The sequence below is a fragment of the Streptomyces sp. NPDC030814 genome, from assembly GCF_055572155.1.
Genome location: NZ_JBVIDX010000004.1, coordinates 431685 through 453125 on the forward strand (window position 1 = coordinate 431685; position 21441 = coordinate 453125).

At 70.5% G+C, this 21441-nt stretch carries 20 protein-coding genes, 1 tRNA gene and 1 pseudogene; 13 read left to right on the top strand and 9 right to left on the bottom strand.

Features of this window, described 5'->3' with window-relative positions:
* Positions 1-49: 49 nt before the first annotated feature.
* The 3 genes from ACZ43N_RS12140 to fxsA all read right to left on the bottom strand — a co-directional run bounded on the left by ACZ43N_RS12140 (position 50) and on the right by fxsA (position 4351).
* The gene (locus tag ACZ43N_RS12140) at positions 50-1297 is read right to left on the bottom strand and encodes a TIR-like protein FxsC (protein ID WP_468096957.1); all 1248 of its coding nucleotides are present in this window, start codon (positions 1295-1297) and stop codon (positions 50-52) included.
* Between the two features lie 232 nt (positions 1298-1529).
* Positions 1530-3938: an FxsB family cyclophane-forming radical SAM/SPASM peptide maturase gene (locus ACZ43N_RS12145; protein ID WP_468096958.1), complete on the bottom strand. Its 2409-nt coding sequence runs from the start codon at positions 3936-3938 to the stop codon at positions 1530-1532.
* Between the two features lie 38 nt (positions 3939-3976).
* The gene (gene fxsA / locus ACZ43N_RS12150; RefSeq protein WP_468096959.1) at positions 3977-4351 is read right to left on the bottom strand and encodes an FxSxx-COOH cyclophane-containing RiPP peptide; all 375 of its coding nucleotides are present in this window, start codon (positions 4349-4351) and stop codon (positions 3977-3979) included.
* Between the two features lie 622 nt (positions 4352-4973).
* Between fxsA and ACZ43N_RS12155 the strand changes: the two are divergent.
* Positions 4974-5284 (top strand): annotated as a pseudogene (locus ACZ43N_RS12155) (triphosphoribosyl-dephospho-CoA synthase); the annotation flags it as partial.
* A 193-nt stretch (positions 5285-5477) separates the two neighbouring features.
* Here the strand turns inward: ACZ43N_RS12155 and ACZ43N_RS12160 are convergent.
* Together ACZ43N_RS12160 and ACZ43N_RS12165 are read right to left on the bottom strand one after the other, a co-directional pair.
* A complete protein-coding gene (locus tag ACZ43N_RS12160; protein WP_468096960.1) occupies positions 5478-6962 on the bottom strand; it encodes an aminopeptidase P family protein in 1485 nt (494 codons plus the stop codon).
* Positions 6963-7110: 148 nt separating this feature from the next.
* Positions 7111-8634, bottom strand: a complete 1524-nt coding sequence (locus ACZ43N_RS12165) for a PP2C family protein-serine/threonine phosphatase (protein WP_468096962.1) — start codon at positions 8632-8634, stop codon at positions 7111-7113.
* Between the two features lie 512 nt (positions 8635-9146).
* Here ACZ43N_RS12165 and ACZ43N_RS12170 point away from each other — a divergent pair.
* Together ACZ43N_RS12170 and ACZ43N_RS12175 are read left to right on the top strand one after the other, a co-directional pair.
* Positions 9147-9812: a bifunctional DNA primase/polymerase gene (locus tag ACZ43N_RS12170; protein WP_468096963.1), complete on the top strand. Its 666-nt coding sequence runs from the start codon at positions 9147-9149 to the stop codon at positions 9810-9812.
* Positions 9813-10010: 198 nt separating this feature from the next.
* Positions 10011-10622, top strand: a complete 612-nt coding sequence (locus ACZ43N_RS12175) for a hypothetical protein (protein ID WP_468097093.1) — start codon at positions 10011-10013, stop codon at positions 10620-10622.
* A 254-nt stretch (positions 10623-10876) separates the two neighbouring features.
* Here the strand turns inward: ACZ43N_RS12175 and ACZ43N_RS12180 are convergent, their stop codons facing one another.
* From ACZ43N_RS12180 to ACZ43N_RS12190, 3 genes are all read right to left on the bottom strand, one after another.
* Positions 10877-11866, bottom strand: a complete 990-nt coding sequence (locus ACZ43N_RS12180) for a DUF5926 family protein (protein ID WP_468096965.1) — start codon at positions 11864-11866, stop codon at positions 10877-10879.
* Positions 11867-12150: 284 nt separating this feature from the next.
* Positions 12151-12693, bottom strand: a complete 543-nt coding sequence (locus tag ACZ43N_RS12185) for an ATP-binding protein (RefSeq protein WP_468097094.1) — start codon at positions 12691-12693, stop codon at positions 12151-12153.
* Between the two features lie 314 nt (positions 12694-13007).
* Positions 13008-13817 carry a glycerophosphodiester phosphodiesterase gene (locus tag ACZ43N_RS12190; protein ID WP_468096967.1) on the bottom strand — a complete coding sequence of 270 codons (810 nt, stop codon included), beginning with the start codon at positions 13815-13817 and terminating at the stop codon, positions 13008-13010.
* 255 nt (positions 13818-14072) lie between these two features.
* On the opposite strand from ACZ43N_RS12190, the gene ACZ43N_RS12195 reads away from it, so the two are divergent.
* Positions 14073-15851 (top strand): S1C family serine protease, encoded by a 1779-nt coding sequence (locus ACZ43N_RS12195; protein WP_468096968.1) that lies wholly within the window; start codon positions 14073-14075, stop codon positions 15849-15851.
* 163 nt (positions 15852-16014) lie between these two features.
* Positions 16015-16101: transfer RNA gene (locus ACZ43N_RS12200), tRNA-Ser, on the top strand.
* A gap of 453 nt (positions 16102-16554) precedes the next feature.
* Here the strand turns inward: ACZ43N_RS12200 and ACZ43N_RS12205 are convergent.
* Positions 16555-17022 (bottom strand): NUDIX hydrolase, encoded by a 468-nt coding sequence (locus ACZ43N_RS12205; protein WP_468096970.1) that lies wholly within the window; start codon positions 17020-17022, stop codon positions 16555-16557.
* A gap of 18 nt (positions 17023-17040) precedes the next feature.
* On the opposite strand from ACZ43N_RS12205, the gene ACZ43N_RS12210 reads away from it, so the two are divergent.
* From ACZ43N_RS12210 to ACZ43N_RS12245, 8 genes are all read left to right on the top strand, one after another.
* Positions 17041-17820 carry a GntR family transcriptional regulator gene (locus ACZ43N_RS12210; protein ID WP_468096972.1) on the top strand — a complete coding sequence of 260 codons (780 nt, stop codon included), beginning with the start codon at positions 17041-17043 and terminating at the stop codon, positions 17818-17820.
* Between the two features lie 139 nt (positions 17821-17959).
* A complete protein-coding gene (locus ACZ43N_RS12215; RefSeq protein ID WP_468096974.1) occupies positions 17960-18310 on the top strand; it encodes an SCO3933 family regulatory protein in 351 nt (116 codons plus the stop codon).
* Between the two features lie 5 nt (positions 18311-18315).
* The gene (locus tag ACZ43N_RS12220; RefSeq protein ID WP_468096976.1) at positions 18316-19671 is read left to right on the top strand and encodes an FtsK/SpoIIIE domain-containing protein; all 1356 of its coding nucleotides are present in this window, start codon (positions 18316-18318) and stop codon (positions 19669-19671) included.
* A gap of 76 nt (positions 19672-19747) precedes the next feature.
* Positions 19748-19924 (top strand): hypothetical protein, encoded by a 177-nt coding sequence (locus ACZ43N_RS12225; RefSeq protein WP_468096978.1) that lies wholly within the window; start codon positions 19748-19750, stop codon positions 19922-19924.
* Between the two features lie 72 nt (positions 19925-19996).
* Positions 19997-20656, top strand: coding sequence for a DUF2637 domain-containing protein (locus ACZ43N_RS12230; protein WP_468096980.1), 660 nt, complete (start codon positions 19997-19999; stop codon positions 20654-20656).
* A 14-nt stretch (positions 20657-20670) separates the two neighbouring features.
* Positions 20671-20859, top strand: coding sequence for a mobile element transfer protein (locus ACZ43N_RS12235; RefSeq protein ID WP_067004685.1), 189 nt, complete (start codon positions 20671-20673; stop codon positions 20857-20859).
* A gap of 19 nt (positions 20860-20878) precedes the next feature.
* Positions 20879-21034 carry a hypothetical protein gene (locus ACZ43N_RS12240; RefSeq protein ID WP_167357483.1) on the top strand — a complete coding sequence of 52 codons (156 nt, stop codon included), beginning with the start codon at positions 20879-20881 and terminating at the stop codon, positions 21032-21034.
* Positions 21035-21057: 23 nt separating this feature from the next.
* On the top strand, positions 21058-21381 hold the full coding sequence (locus ACZ43N_RS12245; RefSeq protein WP_468096982.1) for a SpdD-like protein: 324 nt from the start codon (positions 21058-21060) through the stop codon (positions 21379-21381).
* Positions 21382-21441 lie beyond the last annotated feature (60 nt).

A 21441-nucleotide genomic window follows, 5' to 3' on the forward strand; every position in this document is an offset into this window, starting at 1 on the left:
TTCGGTGGTCGTGCCAGGTGGTGCTGCCGGGGTCCGTCACCCGGGCTCGCTAACCCAGGTCGGGCCCCCTCAGCCGTGGAGGCTCGCTCGGTGATCCCTCCGGTGGGTAGGTCTCGACGTTCTCCCAGTAGTAGTAGACGGCCGAGGTCACGGCCCTGTGCAGCTCGCCGGCGAAGGAGTCCAGGTCGCGGATGGTGCTGTGGGCCGAGTAGTGGCCGGCTCGGTCCGCCATCCGGGACACGAGCGTGCGGTAGGTGAGCTCGTCCAGCTCACGTTCCCGCTCGGCGGTCACGACGTCGTCCTTGTGCCGGGGAGTCATGACGCTGATCCAGGGCCGCTGCTCCCTGCACAGCCTGCCCAGCAGTTCCCTGCTCCGCTGGGACTCGAGTGTCCAGCGGTCGAGCAGCATCAGTCCGGGCGCCTTCGGTCCGCCCGGGTGAAGCATGCGGGCGTTGTCGTCGAGTACTCCGATGTTGACTTTGTAGTTCCTGGTGCGTACGAGGTCCGCCGCATGGTCACCCAGCGGCAGGGCGGACTCGGGGTGATACGGATTCCAGTCGTGGGGCTGGTCCCCGTAGTAGTCCGGCTTGCGGCCCTGCGGCAGGTCGGAACGGGTGCAGGCGAGCACGGATATGTCGAACTCCGGCGGACGTTCATCCGATCCGAATGAGGCCGGAAGTGACTCGTACTCCTTGGAGATCTTGCCTTCCTCCAGCGAGGCCTCGTTGGCCACTCGCACGATCTCCTTGGCCAGCCGGTACACGGCCCGCTCGTACTCGTCCCTGAAGTAGCGGAGTTTGGTCAGCCCGTAGAAGCCCTCGTCCGCGTAGTCCTGCCCGAAGGCGGCGTGGTTGAACTGCAGGTCCCGGGCCACCTGAGGCATCTGGGCCGGTTCCACCGGCACCCATAACGCCGGGATGATCGTGTTCTCCCGCACAGGGAGGCCGCGCGCCCGCTGGGTGACCTGGCGTTGTGCGAACGCCCACCACTCACGGCCGCACTGCCGGCTCGTGAAGTAGCGAGGCGAGTACAGCGGTACGAACACCTTGCAGCGCGCCAGGTTCATGGACAGCTCGTCGGTCCACTTGGTGCCGACCGACATCTTCTGGTCCAGAAACCCGACCTTCGCCCCCCGGGGCAGGTCGGTCAGCCCCATGATGTGCTCGCACAGACCGTCGTACAGCTTCTTCACCCACACATCGGGGTCACTGCCGCCTGAGTCATGACTCGGTGTGTGCGCGTAGCTGAGGAAGAAGTAAGGACTGCTCCCCCCTCTGGCCAGACCGGCTCCTTGCACGTATGCCCCCCGACGCTCCGTGACTGGGCCCCTAGTGTAGGAAGCCGCAAGTCCTGTTCGGAACAGGACGAACACACCCGACTCGGCTTCGGAAGGTCATGTTCTGGCAACCGGATGCCGGCGAAGTCGCCGCGAAAGATCAGGATATGTATTGATTTGCCCCGGGGGCGTGAGTAGCCGGGAAGACCGAGTGGCCGGCGGGCCGAAAGCCGCCGCTCTCTCCGTGCGGGCGCTACCGCGCCGCCTTCTCCCAGGCGCCCCGATGCTCCCTGGCCACCTGCCGAGCCGCCCGCAGTGCCTCCGCTGCGACGTCCGCCGCCATGAACCCTCGGAGGGTCCCTCGCATCCCCGCCACGAACCGCTCCCCCGCGGGAGTGAGCGCACCGGACCCGACCAGTGTCTCCAGGGCCTCGGCCGTCTGGTCCCGCCAGCGGGAGAACTGCACCTCGGCATTGCGGGCCGTGTCGCCGTCGGCGGACCGCCATCGCGCGAACCAGAAGTCGATCACCGCCAGATGGGCGTACGTACCCTGCAGCAGCCCCTCGAGCGGGCGTGGATCAGGGCGCCACGGCGCGTAGAACAGCTCTTCGCAGGAAGGGTCGTAAAGGTCGATCAGATCGAGTACGGCACCCAGCTTGACGTGCTGGAACTCGTGGACGAGCAGCAGCGCGAGAGACTCGGGGCCGACAGGGCGGGCGATGGCGACCGCCCCGAACGCGTCGCGGGCCGCCGAGCTGATGTCGGAGCCGTCGGAGGAGGGACGGAGGGGGGTGACCACTTGGAGCCCGGCGGCGATGCCGGGGGCGTACTGCGGAAGTTCGCGGCGGATCCATGCCCAGGCGGCAGCCAGGCCGCCCCGCCATGCCTCGGCCTCGTCATCGGCGAGCCGGGGGTGCGCCGGGTGCCCGTGGCAGTCCCGCCAGGGGTCTGTGTCCTCCAGCGTGACGGCCCAGCCGTCCAGCTCGAACCTTCGAATGCCCTGCCAGGCAGGATCCTTGGGGCCCTTCCAGGACACGGTGTGCGTCTTTCCGTCCGCACGGACGGTGAATCCTTCGGCATCCGTGCACACCTCGGCCCGTTCGACGCCGTCCCCCAGCGCGAATGTGCCCAGCGTCGGCAGCCGCAGCACTCCGTCGAGGACGGGCACGACGACGGCCTCCGCCCGTCCGGCGCGCAGCGCGGCGGACGCGGCGATCTCCGCCACACCGCGCATGGCGATGTCGGCCGCGTCCGTGTCGCCCTGCATCGAGCGGAGGGCCCAGGGCCGTACGTAGGGATGGGCGATCACCCGGTCGACGGACTCCGGGGCAGCACTGTCGAGGAGGGTGAGCGTCTCCCAGGCGGCCTCGCCCAGCGGGGTGTGCGGTGTCTCGTGCCAGACGAGGCCCAGCAACTCGCGGCCGAGGCCGAGTTGATGGCGGGCCAGCAGGTCCGTGGTGGCGGTGGAGCCGACGCCCGCGGCCAGTTCGTCGAGGTGCTCGTCGGCGAGCGCGGGCTGGACGGAGTGATCGGGCATGTGTCGGTCCCGGATGTCGGTGATGAGGCGCAGCAGGTCGGAGCAGTACACGGACGGGTTGAGGAACCCGCTGCCGGTCCGGTACCGGTGGGCGTAGAGGCCGCCACCGCAGGAGCGCACGACCGGACAGGCCCGGCACTGCTCCGACAGTCCGTCGAGCCCTTGTTGCCGGGCGACGAGGCCCGGGTGAGCGGCCACCTCGTCGAGCGAATGGGTGATCACGTCAAGGCCGGTGGCGGGGGCGCCGTCGTAGGCCGTCTTGAGCGAGTCGGCCTGTTCGAAGCTGCCGTCGGTCTCGATCACGGCGAGGTCGGCGGGACCCAGACCCAGCGACTCGGTCAGGCTGCTGTCACCGCGCAGGGTGCGCAGGACGGAGTCGAAGATGCGGACGTTCATGGGGCGCCCGTCCGCGATCCAGCGGTCGTGGACGGTGAGCAGCCAGCGCGCGTAGGCGGTGCCGTCCGTGTCGTCGGCGGGTCGGAGCGGGGGCTCGTCCCAGGTGGCGTGCGGGAGGAGGAAGTCGACTCGGGGCGGACGGAGTTCGGCGAGCGCGTCGTAGACGGCGACCGGGTCGTTACGCACGTCGATGGTGCACAGGATGCCCGCGAAGAGGTGGCGGTAGCGGGGGCGGCCGAGCAGGGCGATACCCCGTAGGACACGGTCGTGGCTGCTGCGCCCGTTGGCGTAGCGGCGGTGAAGGTCGTTCGCGGCCTTGTCGCCGTCGAGCGAGACACCGACCTTGATGTCGAACTCGTCGAACAGATCGAGGAACCGCTCGTCGAGGGTTACGGCGTTGGTGTGAATTCGTAGGTCCAGGGCGCACACACCACTGAGCGCTCGGCGTAGCACTTCGGCCGCTCGGCGCAGCCGCGTGCGTCCGGCCAGGAGCGGCTCGCCGCCGTGCAGGACCACATGAACGGTACTCAGGCCATGCGTCGTGGCATGTTCGGCGATGCGTTCCGCCGTGGCCTCGAGGACTTTCTCGGACGTCACAATGGGCCGACCGCGCCAACTTTGGTCCGCATGTTCGTACACATAGCAGTGGTTACATGCCAGATCGCAGCGGCTGTGCATTTTGAGCACAAATTGGCGTAAGGGGTGGGATGGTCGGCCCATGGGTGTCATGAGAGGTGTCAGTTCCCGATCGATGGTGATCGATGAGATCAGACCGAGCTCTGGAAGGCCGCGACCGCGACCCTGCCCGGCCCCCGCCGCTCGACGCCGTTCGATACGGCACGAGTCACCGCCGGGGACAGCGCACCGCTACTCTGCGCAGCCAACCGCACAAGCGAAACCCGCTCAGGGCCGACAGCCGTCGGCTTTCCCGGCTCTTCGGCCGTGATGTCGAGGGAAGCGTTCATTCGGACCTCATCTTCTGACAGCACCTCAGGTGCTGACCTGTATGGCCTTCGATAACTGAAGCACCAGCCGACGGGAACCGCCTGTCGTGAGGGCCGAGCCAGATCGTTGCAGGGGCCGACTGGACGAGCGGCATCAGATGCCAGCCGGCCTGATTGCGTGCTGACGATAGCGTCCATGTCCGGCTTCGAGTGTCCCGTCCACGAGGCTTTGACAGATAAACGTGAGGCAGGTCACACCGGCGGGTGAATGCCTGCACCTCCCCCTCTTGCCTATGCCGAGGCCACCGCCCTGACTACTGGTCAACTGCGCAATAACGACGATCTCGAGCAGGCGGAGGCCTTGGAAGGTTTTTGCCTATAATTTACCATCAAGCCAAAGGTGGCACGGACAAATCGGCGCTGCGGCTGGCGCGCCGGGCAGATCTGAAGCGCGAACAACGCAACGGTGCACCTTTCACGCCCCACCTCAACTAAGTGCGCCCCCAAGTGACTTGTCTGCCTCTCATTCCCAGAGGTCTCGGACTCGGACACGGCCTCGCCGGGCTCGGTCAAGATCCAAAAATGTCACGTTCCGTAGCGCTGAGTGCGCGTCAGATGCCGTTCGACGTGACGACGCAAGACCCCGGCGAACGGTTCCCCCTCCGCCGAACGGCCCATCCCGCACTCTCGGCGTCCTCACAGCACTCCCCCAGCTCCATGACGGACTGCGTCCCTGGTTTTCTGCGGTATGACGGGAACCCACGCGAGCAAAACGAGCACGCGGCGCCATGCTCTCGCCCTGACCGGAGGGGCGGTCGCCGCCGGTGGGCGCACCGCCGGCACCCCTGAGGAGGGCGCCCGCCTGACGCCCTCCTGACGGTCTGTCGACCCTCCAGGACACCGAACTGCTCTACACCGAGGGCCCCCCACGGCCTCCGCCACGTCCAGGCGGGCGCCCGCGGAGTCCTCGACGCGGGCGGCACGACCACGGAGGCCGGCCGCCGGGCCCTGGGCGCGTTCGACACGGACCTGCAGCGGCGGGGGTGGAGTCCGCGGGGCAGTGGGGCACTGCTCGCCGGCGCGCTCTTTGCGGACACGCTGCCGCTGCGGTTGGGCGGGAGCGCCTTGTAGCTCGGGGGCGCGGGTTCGGTGGCGGGTGCGGGTGGGTCTGTGGTCCTCGCGCAGTTCCCCGCGCCCCGGGAGGGCACGGGGCGCAGCCCCGGCCGCTTTTCACGCGAGGGGAGCTGCGCGAACAACCCACGCCCACCCGCGAACGACGACGGCCGGACCACCCCGGGGGCGCTCCGGCCACCGCCGCACCCTGTCAGCCCTGCGCCCCCTTCAAAGAGGCCATCCACAGCTCCACCTCAGCGGAGCGCCGCGGCAGCGCGGCGCTGAGGTTCCGGTTCCCGTTCTCCGTCACCAGGATGTCGTCCTCGATCCGGACGCCGATCCCCCGGTACTCCTCCGGAACGGTCAGATCGTCCGCCTGGAAGTACAGCCCGGGCTCGACGGTCAGCACCATCCCCGGCTCCAGCGTGCCGTCGACGTACGTCTCCACCCGCGCCGCCGCGCAGTCGTGGACGTCCATCCCGAGCATGTGGCCCGTGCCGTGCAGGGTCCACCGGCGCTGCAGGCCCAGCTCCAGGACGCGCTCCACCGGGCCCTCGACGAGCCCCCATTCCACCAGCCGCTCGGCCAGTACCCGCTGCGCGGCATCGTGGAAGTCGCGGTACTTGCCGCCCGGCTGCACCGCCGCGATGCCGGCCTCCTGCGCGTCGTAGACGGCGTCGTAGATCTTCCGCTGGATCTCGCTGAAGCGGCCGTTGATCGGCAGCGTGCGCGTGACGTCGGCGGTGTAGTACGTGTGGGTCTCCACGCCCGCGTCGAGCAGCAGCAGGTCGCCGGAGCGCACGGGGCCGTCGTTGCGGACCCAGTGCAGGGTGGTGGCGTGCGGGCCCGCGGCGCAGATGGAGCCGTAGCCGACGTCGTTGCCCTCGACCCGGGCGCGCAGGAAGAACGTGCCCTCGATGTAGCGCTCGGAGGTGGCCTCGGCCTTGTCCAGTACGCGGACGACGTCCTCGAAGCCGCGCACGGTCGAGTCGACCGCCTTCTGCAGCTCGCCGATCTCGAACTCGTCCTTGACCAGGCGCGCCTCGGAGAGGAAGACCCGCAGCTCCTCGTCGCGCTCGGCGGTGACCTTGTCGGTGAGCGCCGCCTCGATGCCCGCGTCGTGACCGCGGACGACCCGGACGGGGCCGGTGGCCTCGCGCAGCCGGTCGGCGAGTTCGCGCACGTCGGAGACCGGGATGCCGTACAGCTTCTCCGCCTCGGTCAGCGAGTGGCGGCGGCCGACCCACAGCTCGCCCTGGCCGGAGAGCCAGAACTCGCCGTTCTCGCGGTCGGACCGCGGCAGGAGGTAGAGCGTCGCTTCGTGGCCCTCGCCCTTCGGCTCGAGCACGAGGACGCCGTCCTCGGTCTGGTTGCCGGTGAGGTACGCGTACTCCACCGAGGCCCGGAAGGGGTACTCGGTGTCGTTCGAGCGGGTCTTCAGGTTGCCCGAGGGGATCACCAGCCGGTCGCCGGGGAAGCGCGCGGAGAGCGCGGCGCGGCGGGCGGCGGTCTCGGCGGCCTGGGCGATGGGCCGCAGGTCGTGCAGCTCGGTGTCGGCCCAGCCGGACTTCATGTTCTCGGCGAGTTCGTCGGACACGCCCGGATACAGGCCGTTCTTGCGCTGCTTGATGGGCTCCTCGGCTTCGGTGGCCTCGTCTTCCGGGGTCGCCGGCTCGAGATCGTCCGCCACGGTCATCCTCCTAGGTACGGCACTGGACCCCGTCCATCGTACGGTCGCAACGGACGGGGCCCAGGGCCTTCAGGCCCTCTCACGGGCGGTCACCGAAGGCTCACCCGAAGCAGCCGCGAGGGGGCACTGGAAGCAGCCGCGGAGGCTCTGCCGGCTACTCGAACCGCGCCGCCAGCAGCACCACGTCCTCCGTGCCGGCAGCCGCGTCCAGTTCGTCCGGCAGCACGGTCCGCAGGACGTGGTCGGCGAGGGCGCCGGGGTCGGCGCGCAGCGCCCGCGGGACGCCGGCGGCCGCCGCGTGGAGTCGGGCGAAGGCGCGGTCGACGGGCTCCCCGGTGCGCTGGAGGAGGCCGTCGGTGTACAGCAGGACGGTTTCTCCTGGTCCGGCGGTCAGCTCGATGCTGGGCGCCTCCCAGCAGGCGAGCATGCCGAGCGGTGCCGAGAGGGAGGTCTCCACGAACTCGGTGCGCCGGTCGCCGATCACCAGCGGCGGGCTGTGCCCGGCTCCGGCCAGCGTCAGCTTGCGCAGCGCGGGCTCGACATAGGCGAAGAGCGCGGTGGCGGAGCGGGCGGGCTCGGTGAGGCGGAGCAGCAGTTCGAGGTCGGAGAGGACGGCGACGGGGTCCTCGCCCTCCATCACGGCGTATGCGCGCAGCGAGGCCCGCAGCCGGCCCATCGCGGCGATCGCGCTGGGCCCGGCCCCCGTCACCGAGCCGACCGCGAGACCGAGCGCGGCGTCGGGCAGCGGCAGGGCGTCGTACCAGTCGCCGCCGCCGCGCGGTCCGGTGCGGTGCCGGGCGGCGAGCTGGACGCCGGCGACGCGGGGCAGCCGGGAGGGCAGCAGTTCCTCGGCGATCGTGGCCAAGGACATGCGGGTGCGCTCGACCTCGACGAGCCGCGCCAGGTGCTCGGCGGCGTACCGCGCGTACAGCCCGACGAGGTGCCGCTGCCGTTCGGCCGGCTCGGCGGGCTCGTCGTACAGCCAGACGACGGCACCGAGGCGTCCCGCGGCCTCGGCGGACAGGGGGAGGGCGTAGCTCGCGGCGTATCCGAGCCGGGCGGCGACCTCGCGGTGGCGGGGGTCCAGTCCGTCCTCGGCGAACAGATCGGGTTGCGTGATCTCGCCGTCGCCACCGGGTAGTCCGTCGAGGATGCGGCCGTACGGCAGTGAGCTGCGCGGCACGGTCTCCATGTGGCCGAGGTCGGCGCGGCCGAGGCCGAGGCCGATGGTCGTGTCGGGCCCGAGCCCGTCGTGCGGTTCCAGGACGACGAGGCCGCGCCGGGCGCCGACCAGGGCGGCTCCCGCACGCAGGGCTTCCTGAAGAGCGCTGTCGAGGGCGTCCGTGCGGGCCAGGCGTTCGGTGAGTTCGTGCAGGGTCGTCAGGTCCGACACCCAGCCGGCGAGCCGGTCCTGGAGGACGGCCCCGGGGGGTGTGCCCGCTCGTGTGGCGGGCGTGGCCGATGAGGTGCCCGGAGCGGCAGGCGTGGGCGCGACAGTGTGTGCCGGTGGGGGAACCGTTGAATCGATTCCGGCCACTTTCGAAGGGTGAGGGGCGTTCATGGTGTCCGGCTTTCCGACCGGTGCGTATTGCTGAAAAGCATCGCAAACCCCCATGTCATTCTGCGCCGCTAGCAGTGTCTCCACATGTACACGCACTCGTGAGGAGATGTCCAGCATTGTCCTGCTGGGATATGTGGTGTCCGTGTGGCCCAGTTCGACTTCTGTTGGCTTCTTGTACAGCCCTTTGGAAAACCTAAAAATGGCTTAAAAGTGTTGTGGTGAACGGTGTATTGAGGTCGACTGGCCTTGTTCAACAGAGCGTCACAGCGGTCGTGATGGGTACGTACTCGGTGAAGGCCAGGGGTGGCGTCAGTCATCCGGAACCTGGCGACGGAACCGGGCGTCCTATCCACCGACGACCGAGCCCCATCCTCCCGTGGCGGAGGCGGCGAGCAAACGCCGGACGGCAAAACGCCAGGCGTCGCCACCCCCACGCCATGCCCATGCTTTGGACAGACGCAAGTCAGCGCAAGCGATGGACGCGGACGTAGCCGAGCCAGGCCCGCAGGGGTTCCCCTTGTCCGCGACAGGGGTGTGATGCGCCAGCAGGTACGCACAGTGAAGTGAACGACACATGTTGTGAGTGACCCACGGTGTTGCCATGCGTGCAACGGAAAGGACGAGCGCTCATGCGCGAGATCCCCGGAAGGCGACGCAGGCTCCTGTCCAAGCGCAACGGCGGGAGGCCCGAGCTGCTCGAGCAGGCCCTGACGTTCGCGAGGGAATGGCAGTGGCCCGTGCTCCCGGGCGTGGCGCCGGATCCGCAGGGGCGCGCCCGCTGCGCCTGCCCGGACCCGGAGTGCGTGGTGCCCGGTGCTCACCCGTTCGATCCCGGGCTGCTCGCCGCCACCACCGACGAGCGCATGGTCCGCTGGTGGTGGACCAACCGGCCCACGGCACCGATCGTCCTGGCCACCGGGGGCAGGGCGCCGTGCGCGGTCAGCCTGCCGGCCCTCGGCGCCTCGCGGGCGCTCGCCGCGCTCGACCGCAGCGGTATGCGCCTCGGCCCTGTCGTCGCGGCCCCGCACCGCTGGGCGATCCTCGTCGCCCCGTACTCGATGGAGCAGCTGGGCGAACTGCTCTACGCCAAGGACTTCGTCCCCGGCTCGCTCCGCTTCCACGGTGAGGGCGGCTACATCGCACTGCCGCCGTCCGAGACGGGCCACGGCCGGATCGGCTGGGAGCGCGCGCCGCTGCCCGGTTCGGCGGCCCCCTGGGTGCCCGATGTCGAGGCCGTGGTGGACGCGGTGGTCGACGCCCTCACTCGTACGGGTGTGAGCGCCCCCGAGTTCTGAGTCCGACCGGCGCGCGCTCGGCCGGGCCCACCGGTCGGTCGTTATCTTCCGCACATGCAGCGTCTTCCCGGGGGCTTCTGGGCCCCGTCGCCGCGCGGCCGGCACAGTGCGCCCTCACCCCGGACCCACCGGGCGCCCGGAGCGGCACGTGGTGGTCCGGATGGGCGCAGGCTCCGGTTCCTCGGGCTGACGGTCGGGGTGGCGTGCTCCCTCGCCCTGCCGCTCGTGGCGTCCGCGGGACCCCTGGCCGATGCCGGCGACACGATGGCGCGGCGGACGACCGGACACCTGGGCGGCGCCGCGGAGCGGCCTTCGGCCGGAACCAAGGGACGCCCGGCGTCCGAGCAGTCCGGGGACAGGCCGGCCGGGAGGCCGGCTGCCGGGCCCGGCGGTGGATCCGACGGCAAGGCACACGACGCCCCTGGGACCGCTGAGTCGTCACGGTCGCCCATGCCGCCCGACCTGGGGCTCGCCACCGCCGCCCACTGCGGTCCCGAACTCACCTCGCCGGACGGCATCGAGGCACAGACCTGCGTCCTCACCCAGGGCGAGGAGACCTGGGCGCGTACGTACTACCGCAACGCGACCGGGCGGGAGCTGAGCTCCGTCCTCAGCATGATGACGCCCGGCGGCCGCAGCGTACGCATCCACTGCGCCGTGGGCGCGGGGGACGAGCCAGGAGCGTGTGAGACACCGAGGGAGCGCACACGGGGCGTGCCGGGCGCTTACACGGCTGTGGCGGAGTTCGCGGCGCCGGACGGGGGAGGACCGCTGCTGCTGCGTTCCGGGAGCAACTCCGGCCGTCCGTAGGGGAGTTGGCGGCGGAGGCCGTTCCGCGCTGCGAGGCCGCTCGCGAGCCGGGCATGAAAAGACCCGGTTGCTGGCGACGGGGGATGCACCAGCAACCGGGCTAATGGAACCGTAACAAGAGATCGGCGCTTCGCAAATTCGATCTCGGCTATTCGGACACGAATTTGCCTGTCACGTAGGGGAGTTGTGACAGGAGTCACCACAAACGCAGAGTCGCGGTCGGCCCGCCGCCCGGCCGGCCGCCGCTCCCCGCGTCAGCTGAGCGTGACCTGCCGGTTGGTGAGTCCGCCGCGGGCCCGACGCTCGTCCGGGGTGAGCGGAGCATCCTCCGCCAGGGCCGCGGCGAGCCGCTCGGCGAACTCGGCGGCCGGCTTCTCGATGTCGTCCGCGCCGACCCCGCTGGGGAGGTCCCACACGGGCACCGTGAGCCCGTGAGCACGGAAGGAGCCCACCAGGCGGGTGCCTTCACCGAGGCTGGAGCTGCCCGCCGCGTGCAGCCGCGCCAGAGCGTCCAGAAGACGCTCCTCCGGGTGCGGCATGACCCAGCGCAGGTGGTTCTTGTCGGGGGTCTCGCACCAGTAGGCCGCATCGACGCCGGAGAGCTTCACGGTCGGGATGGCCGCGGAGTTGGCCCGCTCCAGGGAGGCGGTGACCTCCGGGGTGGCGTTCTCCGTGTCGGGGACCCAGAACTCGAAGCCCGAGTGCACAACTGGCTCGAACTCTCCTTCGGGGTCGAGCAGGTCCTGCAGCCGCGGCCCGTCGGCCGGGGCGCGTCGGCCCTGGACCGGGGTGCCCGGCTCGGCGGCGAGGGCGCGCTGCAGGGTGTCGGCGAGGTCGCGGCTGATGTCGCCCGACGCCGTGTCGTTCTGCAGGCCGATCAGCACTGAGCCGTCGTCGCGGCGCAGCGCGGGCCATGCCATCGGCAGGACCGTGGCGAGCGTGACCGACGGGACGCCCTCGGGGAGTGCCTCGCGCAGCTTCAGCTCGACGGTGGCGGCGGGCACCAGCTCACGCAGCGCCACCCAGTCGCACTCGCCGGGCAGGCCCTCGAACGGGCGCTGAACCAGCTCGGTCACCGCCTGCGCGGCGGCCCGGCCGTGGCAGGCCTTGTAGCGGCGGCCGCTGCCGCAGGGGCAGGGCTCGCGCGCACCGACAATTGGAACCTGCCCATCGGCGCCTGCGGCGCCGACTCCGCCGGTGCCCTGCGGGCGCTTGGCCTTCGTGTGGGGTCGCTTCTTGGCCATCGTGGGTGTCTCCCGATCACGGCTGGTCTCGTACTGGCGCGAGCCTAGCCGCTCGTACGGCCGCCGACGGGACCCTGTGGACAACGCACCGAGTCGTCCCGGAACCGGTGAATCAGGCCAGGTTGTTCGGTGGTGGCCGGGGTGACTGTTGTATAGGGGATGGGTGCCGTCAGACCTGTCCGGAAACGGGCCGCGGGTACGGGATCGCCGGCGGGCGTCATCGGTGTCCGCTCGCGGGCCGGTGTGCTCGCCGTCGTGGACGAGTCCGGCCGGGGCGGGGTGGTTCAGTCCATGTCCTCGAACGCGTCCGCGAAGTCCAGGTCGGGGATCGCGGAGACCGAGGGCGCGGCGACGCGCGTGGCGAAGTCGTCCCGACGGTGGGTGTGGCGGACGTCGTCCTGGACGACGACCCAGACCGTGACCTCGCCCCGGGCGTCGTCCCGTACGCCCCAGTCGTCGGCCAGTGCCGTCACGATGTTCAGCCCGCGGCCACCGTGTGCGGTGACCGAGGGCGTGGACGGAACCGGGCGGGTCGGACCACCGCCGTCCGTGACCTCCAGCGTGAGCCGCCCCGAGGGGTCCATGCGCCAGGCGCAGCGCACGTCGCCGTCGCCGGCCAGCGCGTCGTTGAGGGGCCTGCCGTGTTTGCAGGCATTGCTGAGTAGTTCGGAAAGGATCAGCAGGGCATCGTCGATGATCGATTCCGCCACACCACCGTCACGCAACTGATCACGCAACCGGTGCCTCGCCAGCCCCACGCCCGCAGGGCCATGGGGTACGGCCATGCTCGACGACGTGGGCACCTCCTGTGCCACCACCAACGCCACCCCCGAGACCTCCTTCACCCCACGCCACGGTGTGAATGCCCCATTGGACTGGACTGGAAACCGGCCAACACATGTGCTCTGACGCACTCACACCGATCGAATACGGTCCGAACGCGCCGGTGCACTCCCTGTGAGGGACTGGCTGAATTCCGCCCCCAATGTACGGACTTGTCGCCGCACGGACGGGGGCCGCTCTGGCGGAATTCTTACCTCCGCCGAAACCGTGTGAGGGGCACGGAGAGGGCCAGTGGCATGGCCAAGTGTGAACAGGGGCGTGTTCGGAGTGGGGGGTGGCGGCGCGTACGCGGCGAGCGTCAGCGGTCGAGCTGGTCGAGCACCGCGCGGGGGCGGTTGGTGATGATCGCGTCGACGCCGAGGCGGACGCACAGGTCGACGTCCTCGGGCTCGTTCACGGTCCACACGTGAACCTGGTGGCCCGCCTTCTTCAGGCGCTCGATGTACGCGGGATGGTTGCGCACGATGCGGATGGAGGGGCCCGCGATCCGGACACCGGCAGGCAGACGTCCGTCCCGCAGCCGGGGCGAGACGAACTGCATGAGGTACACCGCCGGCAGGGTCGGGGACACGGCGTGCACGCGATGCAGTGAACGCGCCGAGAAGCTCATGATCCGTACCGGTGACCCGCCGGCCGAGGCCGGTGCGTCCAGCCCGAAGCGCTTCAACAGGACCAGCAGCCGCTCCTCCACCTGTCCCGCCCAACGTGTGGGGTGCTTGGTCTCGATGGCCAGTTCCACGCGGCGTCCCGCGTCGGCCACGAGTTCGAGCAGTCGTTCAAGGGTGAGGACGGAGGTGTCGGCCCGCTCCTCGGGTGCGATCTCCCAGTCGGGTGCCTCGTCGCCGTTCTTCCAGGAGCCGAAGTCCAGGGCGGCGAGATCGGCGAGCTCCAGGGTGGACACCGCACCGCGGCCGTTCGACGTACGGTTGACGCGTCGGTCGTGGACACAGACCAGATGGCCGTCCGCGGTCAGCCGGACATCGCATTCGAGGGCGTCCGCACCGTCCTCGATCGCCTTCTTGTACGCGGCCAGGGTGTGCTCGGGGGCTTCCTCGGAGGCCCCTCGGTGGGCGACTACCTGGATCGGGAGCTGTCGTGCGTGGGTCACCGCGTCATGGTGCCACCGTGAAGGGGGTACGCGTCGGGGTGGTGGCGTCGTACGGCTGCGGCACCATGGGCGATGTGAGCCTTTGGTCAGATAGATCCTATATAAAGGTTGCTCCCGGACCCACAGACACCGCTTATGGTGCCCTGACGGCTCGTGGGAAAAGCTGACCGCATACAAACTCGCGCCCAGCCCCGCTGTGCGCCCAGGACGAGTCGACCGCTGACAGGTGACAGCCGTGGATCGAGGAGAGAAGCTGTGAGCACCGAGAACGAGGGCACCGCGGTACCCCCGGCCCCGTCCGCACCTCCCGTGCCGGTGGACACTCCCGCTGCCTCCGCGCCGGCCCCGGCCCCCGAGCCGAGCGCGGCCCCCGCGGGAACCACCTCCGGGCCGGCACCGACCGGAAACACGACGCCCCCGGCCCCGGCCGGCGGAACCACCGCCGACAGCGCCCCGACGGCCCAGATCCCGCCGGCCCCGCCGACCGCCCCGGACCGGACCGCGGGTCAGCAGCAGCCGCACGAGCAACCGGCACCCCACGCCCAGCCGCAGCCCCATGGGCAGCACCAGGCCCAGCCGGAGCTGGTGACCACGGGTGCCCCCGGATACGCGGCCGCTTCCGGCCAGGGCCACGGCTATGGCCAGGCACCGGGCGCCGGTCCCGGTGGTGGCTACGGCCAGGCGCCCGGCGGTCCGGGTGGTTCCACCGCGCCCGACGCCGCGTGGCCGCCCCCGGCGCCGTCGGCCGTCCCGTCGTACGCGGACGGCGGACACAGGTACGCCGACGGCAGCGGGGTCGCGGGACCGGGCGGCCCCGGTGACCACGGTGGTTCCGGCGGTCACGGCGGCGGCGCGGGCGGCGGCTGGGGCTCCTCCTGGCAGCAGACGCAGCAGCCGGCACCCAACCCGGGCGGCAAGAAGCGCGGCGGCCTGATCGCGGCGATCCTCGTGGCCGCGCTGGCGGCGGGCGGCGTCGGCGGCGGCATCGGCTACACGCTGGCCGACCGCAGCGACAACTCGACGGGTTCCACCACGGTTTCGGCCTCCCAGAACGGCGGTGACGTCAAGCGCGCGGCCGGTACGGTCGCCGCGGTGGCCGCGGCGGCGCTGCCGAGCACGGTCACGATCGAGGCGTCGGGCAGCGACGGCGAGGGCGGCACGGGCACGGGCTTCGTCTTCGACAAGGAAGGGCACATCGTCACCAACAACCACGTGGTGGCGGACGCGGTCGACGGCGGCAAGCTGACGGCGACCTTCCCGAGCGGCAAGAAGTACAACGCCGAGGTCGTCGGCCACGCTCAGGGCTACGACGTGGCGGTCATCAAGCTGAAGAACGCCCCCTCGGACCTGAACCCGCTGACACTCGGCGACTCCGACAAGGTGGCGGTGGGCGACTCGACGATCGCGATCGGCGCCCCCTTCGGTCTGTCGAACACGGTGACGACGGGCATCATCAGCGCGAAGAACCGCCCGGTCGCCTCCAGCGACGGCTCCTCGGGCAGCAAGGCCTCGTACATGAGCGCCCTGCAGACCGACGCGTCGATCAACCCCGGCAACTCCGGCGGCCCCCTGCTCGATGCCCGGGGCAATGTCATCGGCATCAACTCGGCGATCCAGTCCGCCAGCAACGGCGGCTTCGGCTCGGGGCAGGCGGGTTCGATCGGCCTCGGCTTCGCGATCCCGATCAACCAGGCGAAGAACGTGGCCCAGCAGCTGATCAAGACGGGCAAGCCGGTGTACCCGGTGATCGGCGCCTCGGTCTCCCTCAGCGAGGGCACCGGCGGTGCGGAGATCACCGACTCCGGTGAGGGCGGCGTGCCCTCGGTCACGCCCAACGGCCCCGCGGACAAGGCCGGCCTGAAGTCCGGCGACGTGATCACCAAGCTCGACGACCACGTCATCGACAGCGGCCCCACCCTCATCGGCGAGATCTGGACCCACCAGCCCGGTGACAAGGTCACCCTCACCTACACCCGCGACGGCAAGACCCGCACCGCCGAGGTGACCCTCGGCGAACGCGAGGGCGACAGCTGACCGGACAACCGGCCGCCCCTGACGACCGCGCCGCACCGCCCCTCTCCCGGGGCGGTGCGGCGTCCGTCCTCCCCGCGAACCCCTCGCACCCGGCCCACGGCCCCCGCGAACCGCGCCGGACCGGTACGCTGTACCCGCTCCGCCCCTGGTGGGCCGGGGCGTGGGTGGGTTGCCCGAGCGGCCTAAGGGAACGGTCTTGAAAACCGTCGTGGCAGCGATGTCACCGTGGGTTCAAATCCCACACCCACCGCAGGTGAACGGCCCCTGACCTGGGCACTAGGTTGGGGGCCTTCATCGTGAGCGCTCCCTGTGATTGCCCCCTGTTCCCGGTGGTTTCCCGCTCCTTCGGGCACGGATGGGGCACGTGCCCACCAGGTCGGCGGAGCGGCTTTGGCCGGTGGCCTGCCCGGTCTGGGGTCGAGCATGATCAGGGGGCCGTACGCTAGTTGGCAACTCGGGCAGGCTTTGGGCCTGACCGCAATTAGCACGAGTGGCCCCCTGGTCTTGCTCGACGCGGGACCCGGACCGGGGAGGTGGGTAAAGCCGCGGAGCCGACCGCCCCGGCCCCGGAGGGTTTCTCCACATCTGGGCCGCAGTGGGAATGCGGCCCCAGGGGCCAGGCCCGGGCGCCGAAGGCGCAGAGGGCCAGGCCCAAGGGGCCAGCCCGCGCCGTGCGCGGGCCCTTGATGATGTAGGGAAAGTGCTACCGCGCCGGGATCAAGCGGCGGCCATCGTGGCTGCGTACATGCGGGCCTCCGCCGTCCAGGGCGTCCAGGAGACGGATCGCGTAGACCTCGGCCATCCGCTCGGACACTTCCGCGGGCGTGAGCCATTCGACTGCCGTCGACTCGTCGGACGTGCGCTCAGTGCCCCCGGTCGGCTTGCACCGGAAGACCAGGGCGACGACACCGAGTGAGACGTTCTTGTAGACCCCGGTCAGCTCGGCCACATCGACATGAACGCCGGTCTCTTCAAGGACCTCGCGCCGCACCCCTTCTTCCGGCGCCTCCTCGATCTCCAGCACTCCGCCGGGAAGTTCCCACCTCCCGTTGTCCGCACGCCGGATCGCCAAGAGCCGCCCATCGTCACGAACGACCACCCCCGCGACAGATACGGAGTGGCGCGGCGTTGACCGGGTGGCTCGGGCGCTGTTACTCATGTACAGGAGCATAGGAGGAAGAGAAGGACTATGGGAACCGCAGTAGGAGGTGAGAAGTCCGTACCCCGGTACGTACAGATCGCCGAGGAGATCGTGCAGCAGATCCGGGCGGGCGTTCTCAAGCCCGGTGAAATGGTGCCGAGCGAATCAGAGCTTGTCGACCGCTACGGCGTCTCCGGCGGCACGATTCGTAAGGCCATGGTCGAGGTGCGCGCAAGCGGGCTTGTGGAGACTCGGCACGGCAAGGGATCGATCGTGAAGGATCGGCCGCCGGTGCGGCATCGCTCCTCCGATCGCTTCCGGCGTTCGCTCCGGCGGGGCGGTAAGGCCGCGTACCTCGCTGAGTCCGAGCGGTCCGGCGCTACGGCCAAGGTGAGCGTCCTCTACATCGGGCCCATGGAGGCGCCAGAGGATGCTGCTCAACGGTTGGGCGTCCCCGCCGGTGCCCAGGTGCTCGCCCGGCGGCGCCTCTACTTCCGCAACGGCACGCCCGTCGAGACTGCTACGTCGTACCTCCCGTGGGACGTCGTCAAGGAGATCCCGGAACTATTCGCCGAGAACCCCGGCGGGGGTGGCATCTACGCCCGACTCGAAGACCATGGGCACGAGTTCGCTGAGTTCGTTGAGACGCTGCAAGCGCGCCCGGCCTCCAAGGCGGAGGCGTCCGAGCTGGCGCTGAGTCCCGGTGCGCCGGTGGTTCATCTGACCCGGGAGGCCCGTACGACCGAGGGTCTCGTCGTTGAGGTCTGTGACACGCTCATGGCCGCTGACCAGTTCGTTTTCGAGTACCGGATCCCTGCCGCCGACTGACGCACGCTCAACTCCCCTCAGCCCGTCGCGAATTCTCTTCCGCGGCGGGTTGACTCATGTATAGGAGTGAGGCACTCTTCTTCATGTCACTCATATACATGAGTGACAGAGTCCAGCCTCTGTAGAGGAGTGATCTGCTGTGCGTCAGATTCCCGTCGACACCTCCGCCGCGACCGTGATGGTCGCCAAGACCCCGCAGCCCAAGGTCAAGGACCGTCGTACCGGTGAGATCGCCATGGACGCCGAGACCGGCGCGACCCTGATGACCGTGGACGTGATGTTCGCGGCGAACGACGAGGTGGAGATCCTGTCCATCACCGTCCCGGAGCCCGGCATCACGGGCGAGCTGGTGATGGGCACCCCGGTCGCGCTGACCGGCCTGGTGGGGCGGCCGTGGGAGAACGAGTTCAACGGCCAGAAGCGTCACGGCATCGCCTTCCGCGCTGCCGCGGTCACCGCGCTCACCGTCTCCGCGAACGCCAAGGGCTGAGCGCCATGACTGGACTTCAGCTCACGACGCTGATCGTCCTGGCGCTGGCCGCTGCCGGACTCGGGTGGCTGCGCTGGCAGCGCCCGGCCTGGTACTGGCTGACCTGCGGCTGGCTGGTCACCGTCGCCCGCATCGTGATCACGCTCAAGTCCGTGATGGAGGCGTGCGGCCTGACCGAGGCGCCGACCCGCTGGCGTCTGTGGCTGGCCGCGGCCACCAACCGGCAACCCGGCCGCATGACGCCGAGGCTCCGCCGGATACGGGTCACCCGCTCCGGCCTGGTCCTTCGGCTGAAGATGCAGCCCGGCCAGGACGTACAGGACTTCGACGCTGCCACCGAACGGCTCCGTCACGCCTGGCGGGCTCATGGTGTCCAGGTCCGGGCGCTCAAGCCGGGAACGCTGGAAGTCCGGCTGATCGGCTACGACGTGCTGCGCAAGGTCACGATGCCCAGCAAGCTGCCCGCGAAGCTGCTTCAGGTGCCGGTGGCGCTCCGCGCTGACGGCTCGGCGCACGTGCGGGACTTCCGCACCAGCCCGCATGAGCTGGTGATCGGTGCCACCGAGTCCGGCAAGTCCGTCTACCTACGCGGATTGGTCAAGGGCCTGGCGGCTCAGCCGGTCGCGCTTGCAGGGATCGACTGCAAGTGGGGTGTGGAGCTGGCACCGTTCGCCCGGCGTCTGTCCGCGCTGGCCTGCACCCCCGAGCAGGCGGCCGAACTGCTGGACGCGATGGTGCAGGAGATGACCGGCCGCTATGAGCTGATCCGCGCGGCTCAGCACCTGGCGCCCGGCACCCCGCTGGACTCGATCACCTCAGATATCTGGGGCCTGCCGGAGGACATCAGGCCGGTGCCGCTGGTCCTGGTCGTCGACGAGGTGGCGGAGCTCTTCCTGATCTCCAGCAAGGCAGACGAGAAGCGCCGGGATCACATGGTCACCCAGTTGGTCCGCCTCGCCCAGCTCGGCCGCGCCGCGGGCATCTACCTGGAGGTTTGCGGGCAGCGTTTCGGCTCCGAACTCGGCACCGGCGCCACCGCTCTGCGGGCTCAGCTCACTGGCCGTGTTGCCCACCGCGTCAACGATGAAGCGTCCGCGAAGATGGCGCTCGCCGACGTCAGTCCCCGCGCGGTCGGTGCGGCAACCTCGATCGCCGCGAACCGTCCCGGCACTGCCGTGATCGGCCTGCTGACTGGTGGCTGGGCTCGCATCCGTTCCCCGTTCGTCTCGCTGCACGAAGCGGTCAAGGCCTGCGCGGACAACGCGCACTTGACGCCGGATATCCCCACCCTGGCTCCGTTCCGCCCCCATCGCACGACCGTCCCCGAGGACGCCCGCGAACTCGCCGCGGAAACCGCCTGAACCCTCCCCGCTCCATCGGTTGGCGCGACCGCATCGCGCCAGGTCCCTACCCGAGCCATGCCCGAAGGAGAACGCCATGGCCGCACGGAAGACGACCAGCCGCAAGCCCAAGAAACAGCCGTGCCCCGATTGCCAGAACGGGCAGGTCCTGGAGTCCTTCCAGGTCGGCGGTCGCCGCAAGCGCGTGAGCGACGACCGGCAGGAAGCCCTGTGCCTGACCTGCTTGGGCACCGGCGAAGCCCCGACCGACTGAACCCGCCGGGACCGGGCGGCCGGACTCGATCCCCGCCCCGTCCTGGCCCAACTCTCTGAAGGAGGTGAGGACATGACCCGCTCGATCCGCCCGGATGCCGTGCTCGTACAGGCCGTGATCGCCGGTGCCCTGTCCTTCGCCCACCTGCACGACCTTGCCGCCGCGGCCGGACAGTCCGGCTGGAAAGCCTGGGCCTACCCGATCAGCGTTGACCTGCTCCTGGTCGCCGCATGGCGACGGCTCCGCTCGGACGGCCCGTCCCGGCTGGCCTGGTGCTGGTTCCTGATCGCCCTGGTCGCCTCGCTCGGCGCCAACGTCGCCACCGCCGGACTCCTCGACCTGGGTGAGGTTCCGGCCTGGCTGCGGATCCTGGTCGCCGCCTGGCCCGCGCTGGCCTTCATGGGCGGCACCCTGCTCGCCCACTCGCCCGCGCCCAAGTCGGCTGGGGACCGGGTGCCGGTTCCGCCGGCGCCCGCAGCCCCGGCCCCCGCACCCGCCCCGGCTCCCGCCTCGGAGCCTGCCGCCGCCCTCGAAGCCGAGGACGCCCCGGCCTTGCCTGTGGCCAACCCGGCTCCGGCTCCTCAGGTCCCTGACGCGCTGCTCACCTACGCCCGCAAGGTCGCTGACGACCACCGCGCCCGTACCGGCGGCCCGATCGACACCGACACCCTCCGCGCCCGCCTGGGTGTCCCCGACCCGATGGCTACCGCCATCGCCGCTCAACTCGCCTGAGAGGAGAACCACCCATGCCCCGCTACCGCTTCCGCGACGTCCGCCGCATCGGCCCGGTCCAGGTCGGCACCTTCACCGACCGTCACGGCCGCGAGGCCCACGCGACCGCCTGCACCGCGCCCGGCTGCGACTGGTCCGCCGAATACCTCAGCGCCGCCGCCGCGGAGCTGGCCGCCCAAAGCCACCGCTGCAACGCCCGCTGACCACAAGGGAGATCACGTCATGAGCCTGCCTCTCTGGTTCGTCGTCGCCGTCGTCGCCTACCTCGGGATCAAGCTCACCCGCCCGCCGCTGTGGCTGGTCGTCGTCCTGCTCCTGGGCGGCTACCTCATCGCCGACAGCTTCCTTGCCCCCGCCGTCGACTCCATCGCCAAGTAACCACCCCAGAAGGGAGATCACCGATGCTCCGCCCCAAGGTGCCCACCAACCCGACGCCGACCGGCCTGGTCACTCCGCACGCCGTCATCGAGCCGACCGCCGTCGTCCCGAGTGCTCAGACCCCGCCGCCCGCTCCGGCGGCCCCGGCCCCGGCGCCGTCCCGGCCCACGATCCAGCTCACCCCCGGCGCCCTGGTCGCCGTCGTCGGCGGCGGCACGGCCGTCGTGCTCGTCGTCGGCGCCGTCCTGGTCTCCATGCTCCTCGCCGTCGCCGTGACGGCCGCCTCGGTCGCGGTGTGCGCGCTCGTCGTCCGCTCGCTCATCGCTACCGAGGCCAAGCGACGTTGACCGGCTCCCGGGCGGCCCTGATACCGCCAAGCATCCGCCGCCCGGGCGCCGTCCCTGTCC

Excerpts from the sequence above, each read along its gene's own strand:
- ACZ43N_RS12240 (WP_167357483.1), top strand. The coding sequence starts at position 20,879 with ATGAGCCTGCCTCTCTGGTTCGTCGTCGCCGTCGTCGCCTACCTCGGG.
- ACZ43N_RS12165 (WP_468096962.1), bottom strand. The coding sequence starts at position 8,634 with ATGCTGGACATCTCCTCACGAGTGCGTGTACATGTGGAGACACTGCTA.
- ACZ43N_RS12245 (WP_468096982.1), top strand. The coding sequence starts at position 21,058 with ATGCTCCGCCCCAAGGTGCCCACCAACCCGACGCCGACCGGCCTGGTC.
- ACZ43N_RS12220 (WP_468096976.1), top strand. The coding sequence starts at position 18,316 with ATGACTGGACTTCAGCTCACGACGCTGATCGTCCTGGCGCTGGCCGCT.
- fxsA (WP_468096959.1), bottom strand. The coding sequence starts at position 4,351 with ATGGACGCTATCGTCAGCACGCAATCAGGCCGGCTGGCATCTGATGCC.
- ACZ43N_RS12225 (WP_468096978.1), top strand. The coding sequence starts at position 19,748 with ATGGCCGCACGGAAGACGACCAGCCGCAAGCCCAAGAAACAGCCGTGC.
- ACZ43N_RS12235 (WP_067004685.1), top strand. The coding sequence starts at position 20,671 with ATGCCCCGCTACCGCTTCCGCGACGTCCGCCGCATCGGCCCGGTCCAG.
- ACZ43N_RS12160 (WP_468096960.1), bottom strand. The coding sequence starts at position 6,962 with ATGACCGTGGCGGACGATCTCGAGCCGGCGACCCCGGAAGACGAGGCC.
- ACZ43N_RS12180 (WP_468096965.1), bottom strand. The coding sequence starts at position 11,866 with ATGGCCAAGAAGCGACCCCACACGAAGGCCAAGCGCCCGCAGGGCACC.
- ACZ43N_RS12145 (WP_468096958.1), bottom strand. The coding sequence starts at position 3,938 with ATGACACCCATGGGCCGACCATCCCACCCCTTACGCCAATTTGTGCTC.
- ACZ43N_RS12210 (WP_468096972.1), top strand. The coding sequence starts at position 17,041 with ATGGGAACCGCAGTAGGAGGTGAGAAGTCCGTACCCCGGTACGTACAG.
- ACZ43N_RS12205 (WP_468096970.1), bottom strand. The coding sequence starts at position 17,022 with ATGCTCCTGTACATGAGTAACAGCGCCCGAGCCACCCGGTCAACGCCG.
- ACZ43N_RS12170 (WP_468096963.1), top strand. The coding sequence starts at position 9,147 with ATGCGCGAGATCCCCGGAAGGCGACGCAGGCTCCTGTCCAAGCGCAAC.
- ACZ43N_RS12230 (WP_468096980.1), top strand. The coding sequence starts at position 19,997 with ATGACCCGCTCGATCCGCCCGGATGCCGTGCTCGTACAGGCCGTGATC.